21 protein-coding genes are annotated in these 18,394 nt (G+C 44.7%); 14 read left to right on the top strand and 7 right to left on the bottom strand.

Annotated elements, in window-relative coordinates; translation table 11 throughout:
• Positions 1-40: 40 nt before the first annotated feature.
• The 3 genes from BT112_RS07310 (at position 41) to BT112_RS07300 (ending at position 4,275) form a co-directional block, all read left to right on the top strand.
• On the top strand, positions 41-277 hold the full coding sequence (locus BT112_RS07310; RefSeq protein WP_072316696.1) for a hypothetical protein: 237 nt from the start codon (positions 41-43) through the stop codon (positions 275-277).
• Positions 278-363: 86 nt separating this feature from the next.
• Positions 364-558 carry a cold-shock protein gene (locus BT112_RS07305; RefSeq protein WP_072316695.1) on the top strand — a complete coding sequence of 65 codons (195 nt, stop codon included), beginning with the start codon at positions 364-366 and terminating at the stop codon, positions 556-558.
• A gap of 429 nt (positions 559-987) precedes the next feature.
• Positions 988-4,275 carry a PAS domain S-box protein gene (locus BT112_RS07300; RefSeq protein WP_072316694.1) on the top strand — a complete coding sequence of 1,096 codons (3,288 nt, stop codon included), beginning with the start codon at positions 988-990 and terminating at the stop codon, positions 4,273-4,275.
• Positions 4,276-4,318: 43 nt separating this feature from the next.
• Here the strand turns inward: BT112_RS07300 and BT112_RS07295 are convergent, their stop codons facing one another.
• Positions 4,319-4,762 (bottom strand): nucleoside deaminase, encoded by a 444-nt coding sequence (locus BT112_RS07295; protein ID WP_072316693.1) that lies wholly within the window; start codon positions 4,760-4,762, stop codon positions 4,319-4,321.
• Positions 4,763-4,803: 41 nt separating this feature from the next.
• On the opposite strand from BT112_RS07295, the gene BT112_RS07290 reads away from it, so the two are divergent.
• From BT112_RS07290 to BT112_RS07280, 3 genes are all read left to right on the top strand, one after another.
• Positions 4,804-6,585, top strand: a complete 1,782-nt coding sequence (locus tag BT112_RS07290; protein ID WP_072316692.1) for a 1-deoxy-D-xylulose-5-phosphate synthase — start codon at positions 4,804-4,806, stop codon at positions 6,583-6,585.
• 288 nt (positions 6,586-6,873) lie between these two features.
• On the top strand, positions 6,874-7,920 hold the full coding sequence (locus tag BT112_RS07285) for a DUF3078 domain-containing protein (RefSeq protein WP_083564828.1): 1,047 nt from the start codon (positions 6,874-6,876) through the stop codon (positions 7,918-7,920).
• Positions 7,921-8,065: 145 nt separating this feature from the next.
• On the top strand, positions 8,066-8,506 hold the full coding sequence (locus BT112_RS07280; protein ID WP_217652336.1) for a GNAT family N-acetyltransferase: 441 nt from the start codon (positions 8,066-8,068) through the stop codon (positions 8,504-8,506).
• A gap of 30 nt (positions 8,507-8,536) precedes the next feature.
• On the opposite strand, the gene BT112_RS07275 is transcribed toward BT112_RS07280, so the two are convergent.
• The 5 genes from BT112_RS07275 to BT112_RS07250 all read right to left on the bottom strand — a co-directional run bounded on the left by BT112_RS07275 (position 8,537) and on the right by BT112_RS07250 (position 11,589).
• Positions 8,537-8,950 carry a hypothetical protein gene (locus tag BT112_RS07275; protein WP_139276051.1) on the bottom strand — a complete coding sequence of 138 codons (414 nt, stop codon included), beginning with the start codon at positions 8,948-8,950 and terminating at the stop codon, positions 8,537-8,539.
• A 160-nt stretch (positions 8,951-9,110) separates the two neighbouring features.
• Complete coding sequence (locus tag BT112_RS07270; RefSeq protein ID WP_072316689.1) at positions 9,111-9,848, bottom strand: hypothetical protein; 738 nt, start codon at positions 9,846-9,848, stop codon at positions 9,111-9,113.
• 513 nt (positions 9,849-10,361) lie between these two features.
• Positions 10,362-10,610: a helix-turn-helix domain-containing protein gene (locus BT112_RS22195; protein WP_072316687.1), complete on the bottom strand. Its 249-nt coding sequence runs from the start codon at positions 10,608-10,610 to the stop codon at positions 10,362-10,364.
• A 127-nt stretch (positions 10,611-10,737) separates the two neighbouring features.
• Positions 10,738-10,980: a helix-turn-helix domain-containing protein gene (locus tag BT112_RS07255; protein WP_083564827.1), complete on the bottom strand. Its 243-nt coding sequence runs from the start codon at positions 10,978-10,980 to the stop codon at positions 10,738-10,740.
• A gap of 384 nt (positions 10,981-11,364) precedes the next feature.
• Positions 11,365-11,589 (bottom strand): helix-turn-helix domain-containing protein, encoded by a 225-nt coding sequence (locus BT112_RS07250; protein ID WP_072316686.1) that lies wholly within the window; start codon positions 11,587-11,589, stop codon positions 11,365-11,367.
• Positions 11,590-12,145: 556 nt separating this feature from the next.
• Here BT112_RS07250 and BT112_RS07245 point away from each other — a divergent pair.
• The 8 genes from BT112_RS07245 (at position 12,146) to BT112_RS07210 (ending at position 17,748) form a co-directional block, all read left to right on the top strand.
• Positions 12,146-12,430, top strand: coding sequence for a hypothetical protein (locus BT112_RS07245; RefSeq protein ID WP_139276049.1), 285 nt, complete (start codon positions 12,146-12,148; stop codon positions 12,428-12,430).
• The gene (locus BT112_RS07240) at positions 12,427-12,723 is read left to right on the top strand and encodes an RNA polymerase sigma factor (protein WP_072316684.1); all 297 of its coding nucleotides are present in this window, start codon (positions 12,427-12,429) and stop codon (positions 12,721-12,723) included. The genes BT112_RS07245 and BT112_RS07240 overlap by 4 nt, the downstream gene beginning before the upstream one ends.
• Positions 12,724-13,071: 348 nt before the next feature.
• On the top strand, positions 13,072-13,956 hold the full coding sequence (locus BT112_RS07235; RefSeq protein ID WP_139276047.1) for a hypothetical protein: 885 nt from the start codon (positions 13,072-13,074) through the stop codon (positions 13,954-13,956).
• A 456-nt stretch (positions 13,957-14,412) separates the two neighbouring features.
• Positions 14,413-14,625: a PLD nuclease N-terminal domain-containing protein gene (locus BT112_RS22190; RefSeq protein WP_083564826.1), complete on the top strand. Its 213-nt coding sequence runs from the start codon at positions 14,413-14,415 to the stop codon at positions 14,623-14,625.
• A gap of 246 nt (positions 14,626-14,871) precedes the next feature.
• Positions 14,872-15,237: a DUF2200 domain-containing protein gene (locus BT112_RS07225; protein WP_072316682.1), complete on the top strand. Its 366-nt coding sequence runs from the start codon at positions 14,872-14,874 to the stop codon at positions 15,235-15,237.
• A gap of 138 nt (positions 15,238-15,375) precedes the next feature.
• Positions 15,376-15,816 carry a hypothetical protein gene (locus BT112_RS07220; protein WP_083564825.1) on the top strand — a complete coding sequence of 147 codons (441 nt, stop codon included), beginning with the start codon at positions 15,376-15,378 and terminating at the stop codon, positions 15,814-15,816.
• A 123-nt stretch (positions 15,817-15,939) separates the two neighbouring features.
• Entirely contained in the window at positions 15,940-16,836 is an 897-nt protein-coding gene (locus BT112_RS07215; protein ID WP_072316680.1) for a helix-turn-helix domain-containing protein, read from the top strand.
• A gap of 78 nt (positions 16,837-16,914) precedes the next feature.
• Positions 16,915-17,748, top strand: coding sequence for an SDR family oxidoreductase (locus tag BT112_RS07210; protein WP_072316679.1), 834 nt, complete (start codon positions 16,915-16,917; stop codon positions 17,746-17,748).
• A 140-nt stretch (positions 17,749-17,888) separates the two neighbouring features.
• On the opposite strand, the gene BT112_RS07205 is transcribed toward BT112_RS07210, so the two are convergent.
• Positions 17,889-18,260 (bottom strand): VOC family protein, encoded by a 372-nt coding sequence (locus BT112_RS07205; RefSeq protein ID WP_083564824.1) that lies wholly within the window; start codon positions 18,258-18,260, stop codon positions 17,889-17,891.
• Positions 18,261-18,394: the final 134 nt, after the last annotated feature.

Raw genomic sequence — 18,394 nt, 5'->3', positions numbered from 1 at the left:
ATTTGTAGGAATTAACAAAAAACATAATACCCCGTCCGGTATGAAACTGCTTATCCGAATCCTGTTTTTTATCATTCTTGCCGCTCTTGGCACCGGATACTTTTTTATCTGGAAATCGGACCCGGCCCTTGGGCACCGCATCATTGGTTTTGCCGTACTGGCCCTGACTTTCGTGCTTATGCCCCTGTTTCTTATACACCGTTACAAAGGCAGAAGTATACGCGAATTCCGGCTCTTCCAGGACGGATCTGCCCAGAAAAATGCTGAAAATCAATAATTTTTTTTTAAGAAAAAACAATTATTTAACCTTTCGCATTCATATAAATCCTACATTTGTTACCTAAATTTTATTTATAATTCATAATGACAGGAACAGTTAAATTTTTTAATGAGTCTAAAGGTTACGGATTCATTACCAACGACGAAACAGGCAGAGACATTTTTGTACACGTAACAGGATTAAAAGGTGTTGAGCTAAAAGACGGAGACAAAGTAGAATATGTTGAACAAGAAGGAAGAAAAGGCATGGTTGCCGCACAAGTGCAGGTAATCGGATAATATATATTTTATTTTGAACGATTCAGGCGCTTACTCTCCGGTAAGCGCTTTTTTTATGTCCCGGTATTACCTATCCGGAACTGCTGGTTTTCCTTAAACCTGTCATTTCTCCCCTCATTGCCCCTCCACAAAACACCCAATATGTGATTTTCATAGGGTTATCATTAATATTTTGTATCCATAACGCCCTCTAAGCCCATCTTTTTACTTAATTTTGTATTGACATGAGTTAAAAAAACACCTATATTGAGAATATACACTTAAATTGCCCTGGTAAAACATCGCAATATGAAGCCCCTGATCTTACCCCCGCAAAAAGCTTCATTCTGTGATTGTGCAATTTTATTCTTTTCAACCTAACGCGATCCGCTGTTCAGTACATCCCCCCGGCTGGCAGATGCGAACGCCCCTTAAAACCAGAGGGACTCTATGAGTTTACAACACACCCCTTCTCCATCCCGGCAAATACAGGAGCTATTACAAGCTTCTCCTATGGGGGCTTTTCAGATAGATCATCGGGGATATTGCTTTTTCAGTAATTTGTCCTGGACAACAATTTCCGGATTATCACCAGAAGCATCGGCAGGAAAATCATGGATGCAGATCGTTCTTCCTGAAGACATCGCTACTATTGACCTTTTTACAGAGCAAGCTATCAGAGACCGGAAGAAAACGACGTTTACCTTCCGGATAAACCATAGCAAAAAAGGGCTTCGCTTTCTGCAGGCCAACATGGCCCCTGTAACCCCTGAGGACCAAAATATTTCCTATTTTGTAATGTATATCCAGGATATTACCACACACAGGCTTGCAGAGTCACATATCGAAAAACAAAAAGCGCTATGTGCTGTTCTCAAACAATTTCAGGATGGTTTTTTACAGGGTAATTCTCCAAATAATCAGTTCCGTACTTTTCTGGACGATATTATAACGCTGACGGGAAGCACCTCGGGTTTCATCGGGGAGGTTATACCGGCAGAAAACAGGGGTAGCCCCACGGTACGTTCCCTCACATCTGACCCGGAACATGCAGATATTATCACAGATCATGTAACGATCTCCTCTTCCGGACCCCATGTATTTGCTCCTGTCATAACACAAGTGCTCCGAAAGAAGGACATTTGTACGGGAGAACTTCCGGATATTGAGGACTCCTCCGGAGCATTACCTTGGATAGGTATCCCGGCCAGGTTAAAACAGCAAACCCAGGGCATCCTCATACTTTCCGGAAACCCTGAAGGCTACGACAACACCGTAGCAGAACTTCTCTCTCCTCTCATCTCTGCATTTGCCAGTCTGGTTGTTTTTCACCGTGTGAACCTCGCCAAAAGTCGTATGGAGAGCAGGCAGAATGAACTGAAAAAACATCTCGACTCCCTGATCTCTTCACTGGAAGATATTATTCTTGAAGTAGACGGGAACATGGTCTTTCGCAGTGTATGGGCACGTGACAATAATTTATTGTTTTTGCCTAAAAAGAAACTGATAGGACGTAAACCGGAAGATGTTTTCGGGGATAAAGCCGGGTTCTTTACCGACTATCTGCAAAAGGTGATGCAAACCGGAAAGACCATTTCGCTTGAATACCAACACATCAACCCGGAAATAGACCAATGGTTTAAGGCCAAAATTACGCCTATTAACGAAGACCCCCGCCCGGAACACTATAAAATGGCGGTCGTTATCCAGGATATTACGGAAAGGACCAAATATATTGCTGCGCTTAAGGCCGAAAAGGAAAAGCTGGAGCACAACAACCTGTTGTTCGACTTCAGTCAGGAACTCAGTAAAATAGGCGGGTGGGAGAATAATGTAGAAACCGGGGCGATCATCTGGACCAAGCAGACCCATACCATCTTCGGGCTATCGCCTTCGGACACTGACAAAATGGATTGCCAAAGCCTTTGGGAACTTTTTGAGGAAAGAGGTGCGGGCATTTTCAAAGAAAAAGCCTTACAATGCCTGCAGGACCAAAAGCCCTACGACGTAACCTGCCCTATACACATGCCCGACGGGTCCCGCAAATGGATACGTGCCATTGCCAGGCCTATGCTACACGAAGGAAGGGTGACTGTACTGCGTGGGGTAGTGCTCGATATTACGCAGCAGAAAGAAACAGAACTGATCCTGAAGCAAACACAGAAAAACCTGGAACGCAGTAACCTGATTCTCGATACCAGCCAGGGACTGAGCAAAACCGGGGGATGGGAAAACAACCTGGAGACCGGTGAAACTTTCTGGACCAGGCAACACCACGAGATCCTGGAAATCCCCAAGAAAGACATCGACAAAATGTCTCACCGGGATCTTTTCCGGTATATTATAGAAGAGGACCAGGCCTATGTGAAAAATGCTTTCAAGGAAATGATCCGCAAAAAAGCCATGAGGAACATCGTCTTTCGTATCCGGACCGTTTCCGGGAAACAAAAATGGGTACGGTCTATCGGGTTTCCAGTGCTAAAGGACAATAAGGTATATATGCTTCGGGGGGCTATTATGGACATTACCCGCAAAAAAGAGAACGAACTGGCCCTCACGGCAGCCAAGGAAATCGCAGAAAAAGCAGCCCGGGCACAGAACGATTTTCTGTCGGTCATGAGCCATGAAATACGTACGCCGCTAAACGGCATTATCGGGATTACCAATCTGCTCAAACTCAATCATACGCCGGAGCAAAAGGAGTTTATAGATAACCTGATGTTCTCGGCAGACCATCTGTTACAGCTCATCAATGATATTCTCGACCTCAACAAGATCGAGAGCGATAAGCTGGAACTGGTACAATCGGAGATGGACCTCCCGGAACTCATTGCACATATCAAAAACCAGTTTCAGTCGCTGGCAGATGCCAAGGGCATAAAACTGTTATCGCGTATAGACCGCAATATCCCGCACAGGATACTGGGCGACTCCATACGCATAAGCCAGATCTTAAATAACCTGGTCAGCAATGCCATAAAGTTTACAGATAAGGGCCGGGTATCGGTTACCCTGCGTATGCTGTCGGCCACGCCGACACATGTTATCATACATTTTTCGATCAAAGACACGGGGCTGGGCATTCCTAAAAAAATGGAACAGACTATTTTCGAAAGCTTCCGGCAGATACAACAGGAAGCCTACCGCAAACACTCGGGTACGGGACTGGGGCTTACCATTACCAAAAAGCTTTTGGCACTGCACAACAGCGAGATCTTCGTACAGAGCCAGCCAGGCAAAGGCACACGTTTCTCCTTTGACCTCATGCTGGAGCTCCCCTCGGATAAAACTCCGGCAAAAATAACGCCGAAAGAGTTATCCCGATATGCCAATAAGCTTTCGTATATACGTCTGCTTTTTGTAGAGGATAACAAGGTCAATGCCATGGTAGCAAGAAAACAGCTGGAATATTTTGGTATACACTCCGATTATGCCTGTCATGGCAGTGAAGCCCTGGAATTTCTCCGCACCCGAACATACGACATCGCACTGATAGACCTTCATATGCCGGATATAGACGGGTACGCGCTTTCGGCAATCATCAAAAAAGAGCATCCGGATATCCATATCGTTATTTTTACGGCAGACATTATGAAAGATGTACGCCAACGCCTGGCCGACATGGGTATCTATGACATTCTCAACAAACCATTTGTCCCTACCGAGATGCTGGCCGTACTGTTGAAAACAGCCGATCAAAAAAACTTACGGTTACGTGATGAGGAGACCATATCTTAAAAAAGCTCTCCGAAGTACAGGCTATTACCGTATATAAAAGGTATCAACTCCTTTTTGCTTTAAAAAAAAGTTTCAGCAGAGTTGCAGCTTCTTCCTCCATAATTCCCCTAACCACCTCGGTTTTGGGATGCAGGGAAGCCCCCATGGCACGATATCCCCGGTGCAGGTCGGGAGCAGCAAAGACCACACGCGATATCTGGCTCCAGTAGAGCGCCCCGGCACACATCTGGCAGGGTTCCAGGGTAACATACAGGGTACATCCTTTGAGATATTTTCCTCCCAGAAAACCGGATGCCGCAGTAATGGCCTGCATCTCGGCATGCGCTGTGACATCGGTAAGGGTCTCGGTGAGGTTGTGCCCTTTGGCTATGGTGCGGTTGTCTACAACAATTACGGCACCTACCGGAACTTCGCCTTTCTCATAAGCGGCTTCTGCTTCCAGAAGTGCTTTTTTCATAAAATAAACATCGTCAAAAGTAGCTGTCATATCCGCAAAAATACAAACGCATCTCGTACTTTTGTGTCGTTATGGCAAAAAAACTGTTAGACCATATTACCTACCCCGAAGACCTCCGCCGCCTGGCGCCGGAAGAACTGCCCCAACTGGCGGCGGAGCTCCGCGATTTTATTATAGATATTGTTTCTGTAAAAGAAGGGCACCTGGGTGCAAGTCTCGGTGTGGTAGAATTGACCATTGCCCTGCATTACATCTTTAACACACCGCACGACCAGCTGGTATGGGATGTAGGACACCAGGCTTACGGACATAAAATACTCACGGGTAGAAAAGAAATTTTTCATACCAACAGGCAACTGGGCGGTATAAGCGGCTTCCCGAAACGGGAAGAAAGTGTTTATGACACCTTCGGTACGGGCCATTCGTCTACCTCCATCTCTGCAGCCCTGGGTATGGCCATTGCTTCGGGGCTGCAAGGGGATACGGAAAAACAGCACATTGCCGTTATCGGCGATGCTTCTATAGCCAGCGGTATGGCTTTTGAGGCCCTTAACCATGCAGGGGTCACGGATGCCAACCTGCTCATCGTACTTAATGATAATGCCATAGGCATAGACCCGAGCGTGGGCGCTGTTAAGGAATACCTGACGCAGGTAAAGAAAAACCGCAAGCTGGCACGCAACAATATTATCAGGGCGCTCAACTTCGATTATACAGGTCCTGTAGACGGCCATGATTTTCGGGCCCTGCTCCGGGAACTCTCTCGCCTGAAGGCCATGAAAGGACCAAAGTTTCTACATATTATTACCACCAAGGGCAAAGGCCTGCAAAAAGCAGAGGAAGACCAGGTGCGCTACCACGCCCCGGGAAAATTCGACAAAATTACGGGAGAAATCCTGGTAAAGCCCGTAAAAGACAAAGAACCACCCAAATACCAGGACGTTTTTGGCCATACGCTGGTAGAACTGGCCCGGAAAAATCCTCATATCGTAGGGATTACCCCGGCCATGCCCACGGGAAGTTCATTAAAATTTATGATGGATGCCATCCCGGACAGGGCTTTTGATGTGGGTATTGCCGAACAGCATGCGGTAACCCTGGCAGCGGGTATGGCTACACAGGGACTGGTACCTTTCTGTACCATATATTCTACATTTCTGCAACGGGCCTATGACCAGGTGATACACGATGTGGCCCTACAGGACCTCCCGGTTATTTTCTGTCTCGATCGTGCGGGCCTGGTCGGCGAAGACGGCGCCACACACCACGGGGTTTTTGATCTGGCTTACCTGCGCTGCATTCCCAATCTTATTATCTACGCTCCGGCCAGCGAAACCGACCTGAGAAATATAATGTACACGGCACAGCTCGGCCTGCCCCACCCTATAGCCATACGTTATCCGAGAGGCCGGGGCATTACCCCCAACTGGCAATTGCCTTTTGCCAACGTACCCATAGGAAAAGGAAAAATGGTCCGGGACGGACAGGATATAGCGGTTTTAACGATAGGAAGTATTGCCCGGAACATGGCACCGGCCATAGATTTACTCACTGAGGATCAGAAAGATAAAGTAGCGCATTACGACATGCAATTTGTAAAACCGCTGGACGAATTGCTGCTCCATAAAATATTAGGGCGGTTTAGCACGTTAATTACCGTGGAAGACGGATGCATTGCCGGGGGCTTCGGTAGTGCGGTGCTGGAATTTGCGGCGGCAAACGGGTACAAAAACAAGATAACGTGCCTTGGCATACCCGACAGTTTTGCAGCACAAGGCAAGGTAGCGGAGTTGCAGGAACTGGCTCATATAAGCCCCGAAAGCATCGCCCGTACGATTACGGAATTATTGTAAAGCATTGAATTTTATATATTAGCCGTTTGTAAAAAGGGAAAACCATACGGAAAACTCCCCGATACGAGAACGAGCAAGCATTATAATGTCATTATATTATCATATAAATAAAACTAACCGGGCCGGTTTTTCATTACACAGCGGAAAGTGGTGTCGCAATACGCAGACATCTGCCCGCAATATAGAGGGTGCAGCCACCGTTATGCACCTGGATATTGCATGTGGTATTTTCTATCGTTGTTTAATGGTACCGGGAATACTAATCTAAATATAAACCTTGTTTTAACAATGAGAAAGATCATCGTCTTAATTGCAGCTGTTTTTTGTATGTATTCTCTTGAGGCACAGGAATTCCTCACACCCATTAACCCTTCGTCTTATGGTGTGCATTCCCTGCCTACTTACATCCCCAAGGATTCTTCCAGGGCCAGAATACGAAGGTTAAAGAGTATTGTGCCACCGCCCCCTGCTCCTGTGACCTATTGGAGCAAGAAAAACGAAATGGGGGTGATACTCAGCCAGGTGGCTTTCTCTAACTGGAATGCCGGGGGTAACAATGCGATCTCCGGGATATCATCGGCCAACTTTGTTCGCTGGTATAAAAGAGGCAATGTAAGCTGGAACAACGAATTGATCTTACGGTACGGACTCAACGCCCAGGAAGATCAGAAACTGCGAAAATCGGACGATGCGATAGAACTCAACAGTACTTTCGGTTACCGGACACGGCCAAAATCGGACTGGTACTACTCGGCCAAATTTACCTTTAAGACCCAGTTTACCAACGGTTATAAATATCCGGACAGGGACAACCCTATCTCCAAATTCATGGCACCGGGTTACTTATTCCTGGGGGTCGGTGCGGAATATTCGCCTACGGACAAAAAACTAACGGCATATTTCTCGCCTTTAACACAAAAAGCTACGTACGTAATGGACCAGGACCTGGCCAATACCGGGGCATTCGGGGTGCAAAAGGCCTTGTATGACAGTGCCGGAAACATTATCCGCGAAGGGAAACAAACCCGTACGGAGCTCGGTTTTCTCATTAACAGCCAGTGGGAAACGGATATCTACAAGAATATCACGATGATGAACAGAGTAACCCTATATACAGACTATCTTAACGATTTTGGTAATGTAGATGTCAACTGGGAACTTATGCTTAACCTTGTGGTAAACGAATATGTTAAGGCCAATATAGGGGCGCATATTATCTATGATAACGATGTAAAAACCCGCGAACTGCAGATCAACGAAAACGAGACATTGGCTTATGGCCCTCGTTTGCAGCTCAAACAGATTCTCGGGGTGGGAATTAACTACGCTTTTTAGCCATTTTCCCCACCTGTGGCTACCGGGAGCCGGTAAGGCATAGAATAATATGGGGTTTTATACGGGATAAGGATATATCTTTGTTTGGTTTTCTGTGCCCTACCGGCCGGAAAGTTCATAACATCAAGGTATATCCTTATTATCTTTGCAGCGACTTGTAATGGACACACCCAACTTTTATATCAGAAAAATATCCGGATCGCGTACCTGGCCCATCCGCCACCGGGTGATGTATCCGGAGATGTCGCCGGAAAGCGTCATCTTACCGCAGGACCGGGAAGGTATACACTTTGGCCTTTTCCTGCCCGATGACCGTCTCATCGCTGTAATTTCGCTCTTTGAAGGCGAAAACGGCCACTATCAGTTTCGCAAGTTTGCTACGGAAAGTGCAGAACAGGGCAAAGGGTATGGCACTGCCCTGCTTACCTATATTATCGATCTCTGCAGGTGCAGAAATGCTACCCGCCTTTGGTGCAATGCCCGTATAAGCGCTTCGGCGTTCTACTCCAGATACGGTTTTACCAAAACCGATATCACCTTTTCTAAAGACGGGCACGATTTTGTAATTATGGAACGTATGTTTTGACGCCCCTGATCGCCGCAATGCCAGGGCATATTATCCGGAAACCTGTAAAAATGGTGTCCGCACCGCTACAGGCACAAGCATAGTGCACACAGGCCCTACAATACTCCACACAGGAGCAAGAATATCGGACGCAGCCCCTACAATATTCCACACAGGAGCAAGAATATCGGACGCAGCCCCTACAATATTCCACGCAGGAGCAAGAATATCGGACACAGGCCCTACAATATTCCACGCAGGAGCAAGAATATTGGACGCAGCCCCTACAATATTCCACGCAGGAGCAAGAATATCGGACGCAGGCCCTACAATATTCCGCACAGGAGCAAGAATATCGGAACCAGGCACGAAACTATGATCTAAAGAAAGAAAAGCCATGAAAATGGCTACGGATATAAGGTATGGGAGTAGATGTACAAAACTCCCGGCCTGCAGGTATGGCATACGGAGCATACGGTAGTAACCCGTGTAGTGTACAGGTACAAACCTTTAGCTCCTGTTCCTTACCTAAGGCCGGGAGTACAAAAAACAATATTCTGGTTGGGTTGTTAGCGGGAAAGTAAACATACGGTACTACCGGTACGATAGCACCCTACCATAAAGCCTACTTGCTTATCATGGTAAAAAGTATCCCCGATACGCGGGAATGCTGGTCGGAAGTACTGCCATAGACCGAGCGCACGTATTTTTTAACATGCATTGCCCTGTCGTACACCCCGGTGTTTCTGGCATAAAGTACTTCGTTGCGGAGACGCAGGGCTTTGTTTAGCGCTGCTTCGGTCTGGTCTACTGCGGCAGTAGCATTGTTCATCTCCGCCAGGAGGTTATCGAGGTTCTCCATCTTGAGGTCGTCCTCGTTGGGCTCATAGTTGTCTACGGTACGAATAAGCGTGAGCAATTGCGAAAAATGTTCTGCTCGCTGCGTAAACGACTGGCGGGAAGTGGATATCCCTACGGTAGTTTCTTCCATACCGTCTTCGCCGTCTTCCATAACCACTTTTTTGGCGGTTGCACTACCCTGTATACGCTTGTTGAGCGCACGGGCACGGTCTTGTGCACCACTGCTCAGCCCCAGAATATCGAGGTGGTTGACCACCCGGGTACAAAGCGGATTGAGCTCGCGGTACAGATCCTGCCGGCGATGAATGGCATTCTTGTTTTCTGCTCTTCGGGCCTCGACCTCTTCTATGCGCTGCCGCGCTTCGTCGCGGAGTGTAGTGAGGTTCTCTACGGTCAATGCTTCTACAGGCGGATCGTACTTGTCGTAAAGCTCGATCTGCGTGATAAGCTTACTCAGATTGGCCACGTTTTTGGCGTGGCCGGTTTCATAGGTCGATTTCATAATTGAAAAATTTAAAGTTAAACGGATACCCGTCCGGAAGTTATGAGGACGGTACTACATCGTGTCATGAAGATGTGCCTTGGGGTATCTCCGAAAGGGAGATTACCGCATATAACGTTCATGTAAGGATCAGGCGGTTTGTGTGTTTTTGTGCCATATAAACAACTAAACCTGAGTACAATATATAAAAAAATTATACGGTGTAGTATTAAAAAAATCTTAAAAAACCTCGGGGCTTCGGTACATTCCAACGTAGCCGAAACACGCAGCCACCTTTACCCCGTCGTTGTCATTTAACTTAAAAGAACTCAACAAAGCGGGCTGAGTTCCGGAACGCAGTGAATGGTGTACCGAAGCCCGGCCGCCTTTGCCCCGTCTTGGGTATAGACAAGCTTTATTACAACAACGACACAGCGGTGGCTGAGTGCCTGTCCTATATTTTGATGCATCAAAATATAAGACAGGTGTACCGAAGCCCCGGGCCGATACATTAACAGAACCGTTAAACCCGGTTTATTTCTTCATCTTTACCTCAGGAAATTCATCCTCTACAGCAGAAAAAAACTCCGAAACCATAATATTCCTAACTTCACAAATACGATAGATCGTTGGTAAAGAAATTTGATAAGTACTATTGTTATTAAGGATGTCTCTTAACGTTCTCTCATCAATATTATACTTTAAGGCAAATTGTCTTTTAGACATTTTAGACTCCTTCCATAACTTTTCTATATAGGCGTATATTGCAGCTTTATATTCCATTAAAACAAATAAAGTGAAAGCTGAATAAATGTATGCGGAAATATTCCCGTATTTAATTTATTATATTTGTGTAAATAACAGATACAACTAATTGAAATAAATAAAGATGGGTGTAACAAAAAATAGATTACCCATTTAAATCAAAATAAGTATCTAACAGATCCTTAGGTTGTTTCTTCATTCCTTTGGCTAAATCTAACAAAGTAGTGAAAGAGAGATTCCTTTTCCCATTTTCGATATCACTAATAGTAGCTTTTGTTAACTTATTGCTATTACTAACAACATCATCTTGACTTAACTTGGATTGTTTCCTAAGTTTACGAACAAACTGTCCAAAGATTATTAAGTTTCTCTTCATTTGTTCTTTCATAATAAAAAGACTTTATACAAAAACACTAATTATTAACGAATAAAATATTACAAGATCTTATAACATTTAGATTTTATTTCTATATTTGAATGCTTTTATGCCCAAAAGCATAAATTCAATATATTCGCGACTCTTCTAAAAGAAAATATTAGAAGCTATTCGCTTAAAATCTCGATTTGAAAACTGGCACTTTTCACAGCAATGAGATTATAAGTGATTATAGCTCACGACCCGGGCGTGGGCTCACTTATCATTGCACGGTATGCCAGCACCTCTTATGTGGTAAGTCGAGTTCCACGCCTATTTTGTTTCCGGTAACTCTTCCTGTTTTTTAAGTAAGTAGTGTGCTTTATAGAAGTCTTGTACTGACAAGGCCCTTTTTGGTTACTCCCCTATAATTTTATTTATATCAACTTCTAATGCCTTAGCTATCTTAAAAAGTGTTAGAATAGATGTATTTATTTCCGCCCTTTCGATTCGTCCTACTTGATTTTTGGGAATATCGGCTTCTACGGATAAATCATGTTGAGACATATTTTTCATTTCTCTGAAAGTCTTAACCTTCTTGCCTATAATTCTTAAAATTGTTATTCCTTCATTATCCTCCATATCATAAATATGCCCTATTTACAAAAAATAAACAGACACATATTTGTGTTTTAAAGAAAATAGAAGTACATTTGATATGTATTGATGTTTTATAACCTAAATTTTAGCTATCCAACTAAACAAGTTATTTTATATCATTCAAATAAAATATATTTGCGACTCTTCTAAAAGAAAATATTAGAAGCTATTCGCTTAAAGTCTCGATTTGAAAACTGGCACTTTTCGTTACCATGAGACATAAGTGATTATAGCTCACGACCCGGGCGTGGGCTCACTTATCATGGTAAGGTATGCCAGTACCTCAAATCGGTAAGTCGAGTTCCACGCCTATTTTGTTTCCGGTAACTCTTCCTGTTTTTAAGTAAATAGTATGCTTTATAGAAGTCTTGCACTGACAAGGCCCTTTTTGTTACCGTTATGCCTTTGACCACGGCATAACGGTAAACAGAAAGGCAGACTGCCACCGCCCTGGTGTGCAGGTGTTTGTACAGGCTTACCGGCCTGTATGTAGTACCCTTTAGAAACTTTAAAAACACCAAAAACAATGTACAACCCGATGCAGAGACATATACTCAACCGTAAACTATACCAGTTGTTTAAGGCCGAACAACTGGAAGGATTCCACGATGCCCTGAAACTACTGGCCCAAAAGATAGACTGGTATGTAACGGCCCATAGCACCGACGAGGAGGAAACCACCAGAATTATACAGGAAATCTTTATACGCCTGTGGATGAACCGCCAACACCTCGAATACGACACCTTCGAAAATACTATACATGCGGTGACCTACAAGGTTACCCTACAGTTTTTTGAAAACCCGGAAGATGCCCTGCGATGAGCAAGGAACACCACATTAGTTATCGCCAGATCAATAGCCTGCGGGCAGGTGATGCTGCGGTTTTCGACAGTGTCTTTACCCTACTCCGCCCGCGTCTTATGGTTTTTGTAAGGCCATATACCTGCAATGACGATGACGCGCAGGACATTGTGCAGAACGTCTTTGAAAAGATATGGCTAAAACGGTGCAACATCGTACACGGTACGTTTGTCAAAGAGGTTTTTGCCATGGCCCGGGAAACGGCTATGCAGCATTTGAGAGACCGTACACGGGGTACGGGGGAGTTGCCTTAGTGCAAAACCGGGGCTTTGGTACATTTCGGCATCGTCGGAACGCAGTGAACGGTGTACCGAAGCCCGGCCGCCTTTACCCCGTCTTGGGTACAGACACGCTGTATTACAACAACGACACAGCGGTGGCTGAGTGCCTGTCCTATATTTTGATGCATCAAAGTATAGGACAGGTGTATCGCAGCCCCGGTTGAAGAAATACTCAGATTTACACTTTTTCTTGTAAGATACAGAAAACCGTAAGACTCTTTAGTAATTTTTTCTTAAGTTCGACCTCTTGAAGCAAAGACATTTATACCTGATCCTGAAGCAACACCCCTATTAAAACAGAAAATATAAACTCTTGATACTATGAAAAGACTATTACTTCTTTTTTGCACAATTCCGATGGCCCTCAGCTCACAAACCAATGTATTTCCTGCTTCCGGCAATGTAGGGATCGGAACAACTACACCAGAAAAAAAACTGGATGTCATAGGCCAGGTAAAAGCTGATTCTTATGCCTTTCCGCTTGTTCAGTATGATTTTTCTTTAGCACCAAGAACACAATTATCAGCTATGAGTATGCAACTGTTTGACGATTATCATACCGTCCGTCCCGGAGGGGATACACCAGATAATAATAGATATGGAACATTATTAGCTATTTACGGAAGACCAAGTCATTGGCAAACTGATATTTTTGTGGGAGCCGAGACTAAGCGAATGTATTTCCGAACCAGTACCTGGCGTAGTGGTAATTCGGAAAACCAAGTAACCGGAGGCTTTCATAATTGGCGAACTATCCTCGATTCCAGAAGCAATGTGGCCTCATCGGGAAAGTTACAGCTAACAGGGTCTGGGAATCATTTTATTGAACATGGAAATTTGGGTATAGGCACTACCACTCCCGATGCCAAATTAGCAGTAAATGGTATAATTCACAGTAAAGAAGTTAAGGTTGACCTAACAGGCTGGAGTGATTTTGTGTTTGAGGAAGGATATCCGCTACCCACTTTAAAAGAAGTAGAACAACACATCAAGACAAAAGGACATTTAAAGGATATCCCTAATGTTCAGGAGGTTAGAGAAAATGGCATCCTATTGGGAGATATCAATGCAAAACTACTTCAGAAAATAGAAGAGCTTACCTTGTATATCATAGCACAGGATAAAAAAATTCAGAGATTGGAAAAAGAAAACACCAGAATAGAAAAACTGGAAGAAAAATTGAACCGAATACTGGACAAAATATAAAGTGCTTGTAGCATATCCTTAATCTTATTTTTATAACACCCGGGGCTTCGGTACATTCCAACGTAGCCGAAACACGCAGCCGCCTTTGCTCTGTCGCTGTTATTTAACTTACAAGAACTCAACAAAGCGGGCTGAGTGCCGGAACGCAGTGAACGGTGTATCGAAGCCCGGCCGCCTTTACCCCGTCTTGGGTATAGACACGCTGTATTACAACAACGACACAGCGGTGGCTGAGTGCCTGTCCTATATTTTGATGCATCAAAGTATAGGACGGGTGTACCGAAGCAAGCCCCGTGTTGTAATCAGCTCCCCTACCACCATTACGGATATAGCACTACCCGCAAACTTTCTAAGATAGATTTGAAGGATTTCCGCATCAAATCTTGTATTCTTTGTTTTATAATACTTACTTTGTGGGTAGTCGCAAAATAGTATCGACCAACAAAATTTTATGATATGGAAATAATGAGTTCAATTGGTGCATGGCAAATTATATTATTACTGCTTGTTATACTTATTCCGGGACTTATGTTCCTAAGTCTTTTTAAGTTAAGTAAGTCGGCCTTGCCATCGGACAGGAAAATAATCTGGACTATCATCATCTTACTGTTTCCTTTTTTCGGAGCTACGGCCTACCTGTTGGTTGGGCATAATAGCGCTGTGGAATAAGGAGGGCTTCGGTACATTACGGCAAGCCGAAACACGCAGCCGCCTTTGCTCTGTCGCTGTTATTTAACCTACAAGAACTCAACAAAGCGGGTTGAGTGCCGGAATGCAGTGAACAGTGTACCGAAGCCCCGGTTAGTTATTTGCCCCCCAGAGTACAGCGTGTACTATGGCTGACGATCTGTAATTAAAGATTTCGTATATTTAAGTCGGTAAGACAAAGAGTCTGTCTACTGCAAATGAAAGGATATGAAAGCAACTCCTGAGCATCACCAACGCATGGCAAAGATGACCTTTGCCTCGGTATATCCGCACTATGTAACCAAAATAGAACGCAAAGGAAGAACCAAGGAAGAGCTGCACCGCGTTATTTACTGGCTGACAGGTTTTGACCATGACGAGCTCAAAAGGTTAATCGATGAACACGCCACCTTCGATACATTTTTTGGTAAAGCAACCTTAAACCCGAATGCACACCTGATTACCGGGGTAATCTGTGGTTACCGGATAGAAGAGATCGAAAACCCGTTGACCCGCAAGATCCGTTATCTCGACAAACTTGTTGATGAACTGGCAAAGGGTAAAAAGATGGAAAAAATCCTACGAAGTACATAGTACTCCAAATCCGTACGGAAAACTTCTTTTGTTTGTAATACCTTATCTTTTGCCACAGGCCTTGTAACCGTGTATAAAGCAGGGTTTCTCCGGCTACCCTGTATCATGTATATTTGTGTATCGTACAAAAAGAGAACAATGACCTTAACGGCTTATATAAAGAAAAGGAACGGCGTATCTGTGGGAAGCCCGATGTCATTGCGGAATAATCTGTACCGCTCGCTGGGCGCCAGGAACTTTTCTACATTCTGGAATTACTGGAATCCTATCTTCGGGTACTACCTGGGGCATTATCTCTTTAAACCCCTGAAACGGATTTTTCCGGTCCCCGTGGCATTAGTGCTTACGTTTACAGGCTGTGGCCTTATACATGATGGGGTTACCATGCTATTTCGCGGTGGAGTATCCCTGTTCTTTACGATCTGGTTCCTGGTTATGGGCCTGGCAGTTCTTGGCACAAGATACCTGAACCATAATTTTGCAAAACAAAAGTGGGGCCTGCGCGCTTTGGTTAACATTAGTATTATAAGTGCCTGTTTTTTAATCACAGTGTATATCAACCTGTATATCCCCGTATAAAAACAGGATGTTGTTCCTGTTTCTGATGGTAATCTTTACGGCCCGTCACCATATCTGCCGACATGCAGACACAGGGGAAAACCAAAACAGTACTACATGAAGAGAATACCTTAAATTTGTACTATGCCTGTTACTAAAAGCCTTGAAGCGTTTTATTCGCATAAGTTCGACAAGACACCACTGTTGCCACCGGTAGGTGCAGGAGATTTTAATGTTTTCCGCGTATCGGATAGTGCGGGCGCACCTCCGGCTCCTTATGCACGCTATGACTTTTTTAAGATTATGCTTATCCGGGGACGTCATCGTTGCCATTATGCAGATAAAAGCATCTCCCTACAGGGTAGTACGCTCCTGTTCTTTAATCCGTCTGTCCCTTACCGGTTTGAGCGTTTGGACAAGGATGCTACCGGATCTTTTTGCCTTTTTAAAGCAGCTTTTTTCACCGAAAGCCACAGACAAAGTATTCATGATCTGCCCGTGTTTGTACCCGGAGGTACATCTGTATATAACCTCAACGAGGTACAGGATGCGGAAGCAGCGGCCCTATTTGAAAAAATACATGCCGAAGCCGTTTCGGATTATCGTTTTAAATACGATGTGCTGCGCAATCAGATATCGGAACTGATGCATTATGCCATGAAAATGGAACCCAGCGAAAATATATACCCACACCCCGATACCAATGCCCGAATTACCTCCATATTTACAGAATTGCTGCAACGACAGTTCCCGATAACGTCTCCCGAAGATTGTATATACCTAAGGACGGCCGGAGATTTTGCCAATAAGCTTTCTGTACATGTTAACCATCTCAATCGTGCTGTGCGTCTTACTACAGGCAAAACTACCACAACACATATCACGGAACGCCTTATAGCAGAAGCCATAGCATTGTTGAAACATACCAACTGGAATATTGCCGAAATCGGTTACAGTCTGGGCTTTGCACAACCTTCGCATTTTTCGCATTTCTTCAGGAAACACACCGGTGTTACCCCTACAGCTATCCGTCTTGTTTGAATTTTGATAGTATCTGTTTGTTTCGGGTTATCGGTCACCGGATGTCCGGCCATACTTTTGTTATAAAAAATAAAAGACATGGAAAACAGAAAAGTATGGTTGGTTACGGGAGCTTCGAACGGACTTGGACTTGCATTGGCTACAAAACTATTGGCCTCTGGGCATCGGGTGGCGGCAACGTCCCGCGATATAAAAAAACTTAGAAGCGCCATCGGATATGACGGAACGGCATTTTTACCGTTACAGGTACCATTGAACGATGATGAAAATGTTGGAAGGGCCATACGACAAGCCTATGAAAAATTCGGCAGGCTGGATGTCGTAGTTAATAATGCCGGTTATGGTATTGGAGGTACTATGGAGGAACTGACTGATAAGGAAGTCCGGGATAACTTTGATATTAATGTTTTCGGCACTATCAATGTCATCCGGCACGCCTTGCCTGTGCTGCGGAAACAGGGAAAGGGGCACATCATGAATATCTCTTCTATTGCGGGCATTGCTCCCGGTACCGGCTGGTCGGTGTACAGCGCCACAAAACACGCGGTGATAGGCCTGACAGAAGTACTGGCAGAGGATGTTAAAGCATTCGGCATTAAAGTTACACTCATTGCCCCAGGGGCTTTCCGTACCAACTTTAACAATCCGGATGCACTGGTAATGGCTGCAAAAAAGATCGATGCTTATGCACCTCTTCATACCGCTTTGAAACGGTTTTCCGAAATGAGTGGCCGCCAGGCCGGAGATCCTGTAAAAGCGGCAGACGTTATGATGCACTTAGCCGAAATGCCCGAACCACCTGTACATCTTCTTTTAGGCAGCGATGCCTATACCCGGGCAATGCACAAAATGGATGCACTCACCTCCGGTTATGTAGAATGGGAAAACCTCACAAAATCAACCGACTACTAACCGGGCAGGAAAGAAGAATATAATAGGTGTAGAAACAGCCATAGGGTAAAACAAACGGGATGTGCAGTGATTTTACTGGTTACTACTATCGCTTAGATCCGGAACACTTTCATTTTGCGTCTTCCGATACGGTAATAAAGCTACAAATGCATCAGTATATTAATCGTTACTCCGTTGGGGTCTTTCACAAAAAAACGGCGTACGCCCCAGGGTTCGTCAGTGAGCGGATAAACGATTTCCCATACCTGTTTTTTCGCTTTCTGATATAGGGCCTCTACGTCAGAAACTTCTACAGACAGGAATATGGCCGTATTATCGGGCGGCTCCTTTCGGGTATTTTCGAAAACAGATACCTGAGCTGTGCGGTTTTCCTCCGAGGTAAAAGTGAGTATCCACCCCATGTCCATCGCCAGCTCCATGCCCAGAAAGTCTATATAAAACTCCTTGCTCCGTGCCATATTATCGGAATAAATGTTAGGGACTATCCTTCGTATCGTAATGTTTTTTGCCATTAGGGAATGCTTTTTTAAGTTGCTGTTATATCCGCTGCACTGTTTGCCCCGGAATATGCATCCGGAAGAAAAATGTCTGTATGACTACTACAATGTACTGCTTTATAGATTTGCATACAAATGTGTCTGCACAA

This window comes from Sinomicrobium oceani (genome assembly GCF_900119185.1).
Lineage (GTDB): Bacteria > Bacteroidota > Bacteroidia > Flavobacteriales > Flavobacteriaceae > Sinomicrobium > Sinomicrobium oceani.
Note: the sequence above shows the minus strand (reverse complement) of the source record. Positions and strands in the feature narration are given on the sequence as shown.

Coding starts and splice junctions, on each gene's coding strand:
- BT112_RS07255 (WP_083564827.1), bottom strand. CDS start 10,980: ATGAAAGAACAAATGAAGAGAAACTTAATAATCTTTGGACAGTTTGTT.
- BT112_RS07285 (WP_083564828.1), top strand. CDS start 6,874: ATGAGAAAGATCATCGTCTTAATTGCAGCTGTTTTTTGTATGTATTCT.
- BT112_RS07210 (WP_072316679.1), top strand. CDS start 16,915: ATGGAAAACAGAAAAGTATGGTTGGTTACGGGAGCTTCGAACGGACTT.
- BT112_RS22190 (WP_083564826.1), top strand. CDS start 14,413: ATGGAAATAATGAGTTCAATTGGTGCATGGCAAATTATATTATTACTG.
- BT112_RS07225 (WP_072316682.1), top strand. CDS start 14,872: ATGAAAGCAACTCCTGAGCATCACCAACGCATGGCAAAGATGACCTTT.
- BT112_RS07220 (WP_083564825.1), top strand. CDS start 15,376: ATGACCTTAACGGCTTATATAAAGAAAAGGAACGGCGTATCTGTGGGA.
- BT112_RS07245 (WP_139276049.1), top strand. CDS start 12,146: ATGCAGAGACATATACTCAACCGTAAACTATACCAGTTGTTTAAGGCC.
- BT112_RS07305 (WP_072316695.1), top strand. CDS start 364: ATGACAGGAACAGTTAAATTTTTTAATGAGTCTAAAGGTTACGGATTC.
- BT112_RS07240 (WP_072316684.1), top strand. CDS start 12,427: ATGAGCAAGGAACACCACATTAGTTATCGCCAGATCAATAGCCTGCGG.
- BT112_RS07310 (WP_072316696.1), top strand. CDS start 41: ATGAAACTGCTTATCCGAATCCTGTTTTTTATCATTCTTGCCGCTCTT.
- BT112_RS07300 (WP_072316694.1), top strand. CDS start 988: ATGAGTTTACAACACACCCCTTCTCCATCCCGGCAAATACAGGAGCTA.
- BT112_RS22195 (WP_072316687.1), bottom strand. CDS start 10,610: ATGGAATATAAAGCTGCAATATACGCCTATATAGAAAAGTTATGGAAG.
- BT112_RS07205 (WP_083564824.1), bottom strand. CDS start 18,260: ATGGCAAAAAACATTACGATACGAAGGATAGTCCCTAACATTTATTCC.
- BT112_RS07295 (WP_072316693.1), bottom strand. CDS start 4,762: ATGACAGCTACTTTTGACGATGTTTATTTTATGAAAAAAGCACTTCTG.
- BT112_RS07250 (WP_072316686.1), bottom strand. CDS start 11,589: ATGGAGGATAATGAAGGAATAACAATTTTAAGAATTATAGGCAAGAAG.
- BT112_RS07235 (WP_139276047.1), top strand. CDS start 13,072: ATGAAAAGACTATTACTTCTTTTTTGCACAATTCCGATGGCCCTCAGC.
- BT112_RS07270 (WP_072316689.1), bottom strand. CDS start 9,848: ATGAAATCGACCTATGAAACCGGCCACGCCAAAAACGTGGCCAATCTG.
- BT112_RS07290 (WP_072316692.1), top strand. CDS start 4,804: ATGGCAAAAAAACTGTTAGACCATATTACCTACCCCGAAGACCTCCGC.
- BT112_RS07275 (WP_139276051.1), bottom strand. CDS start 8,950: ATGCCATACCTGCAGGCCGGGAGTTTTGTACATCTACTCCCATACCTT.
- BT112_RS07215 (WP_072316680.1), top strand. CDS start 15,940: ATGCCTGTTACTAAAAGCCTTGAAGCGTTTTATTCGCATAAGTTCGAC.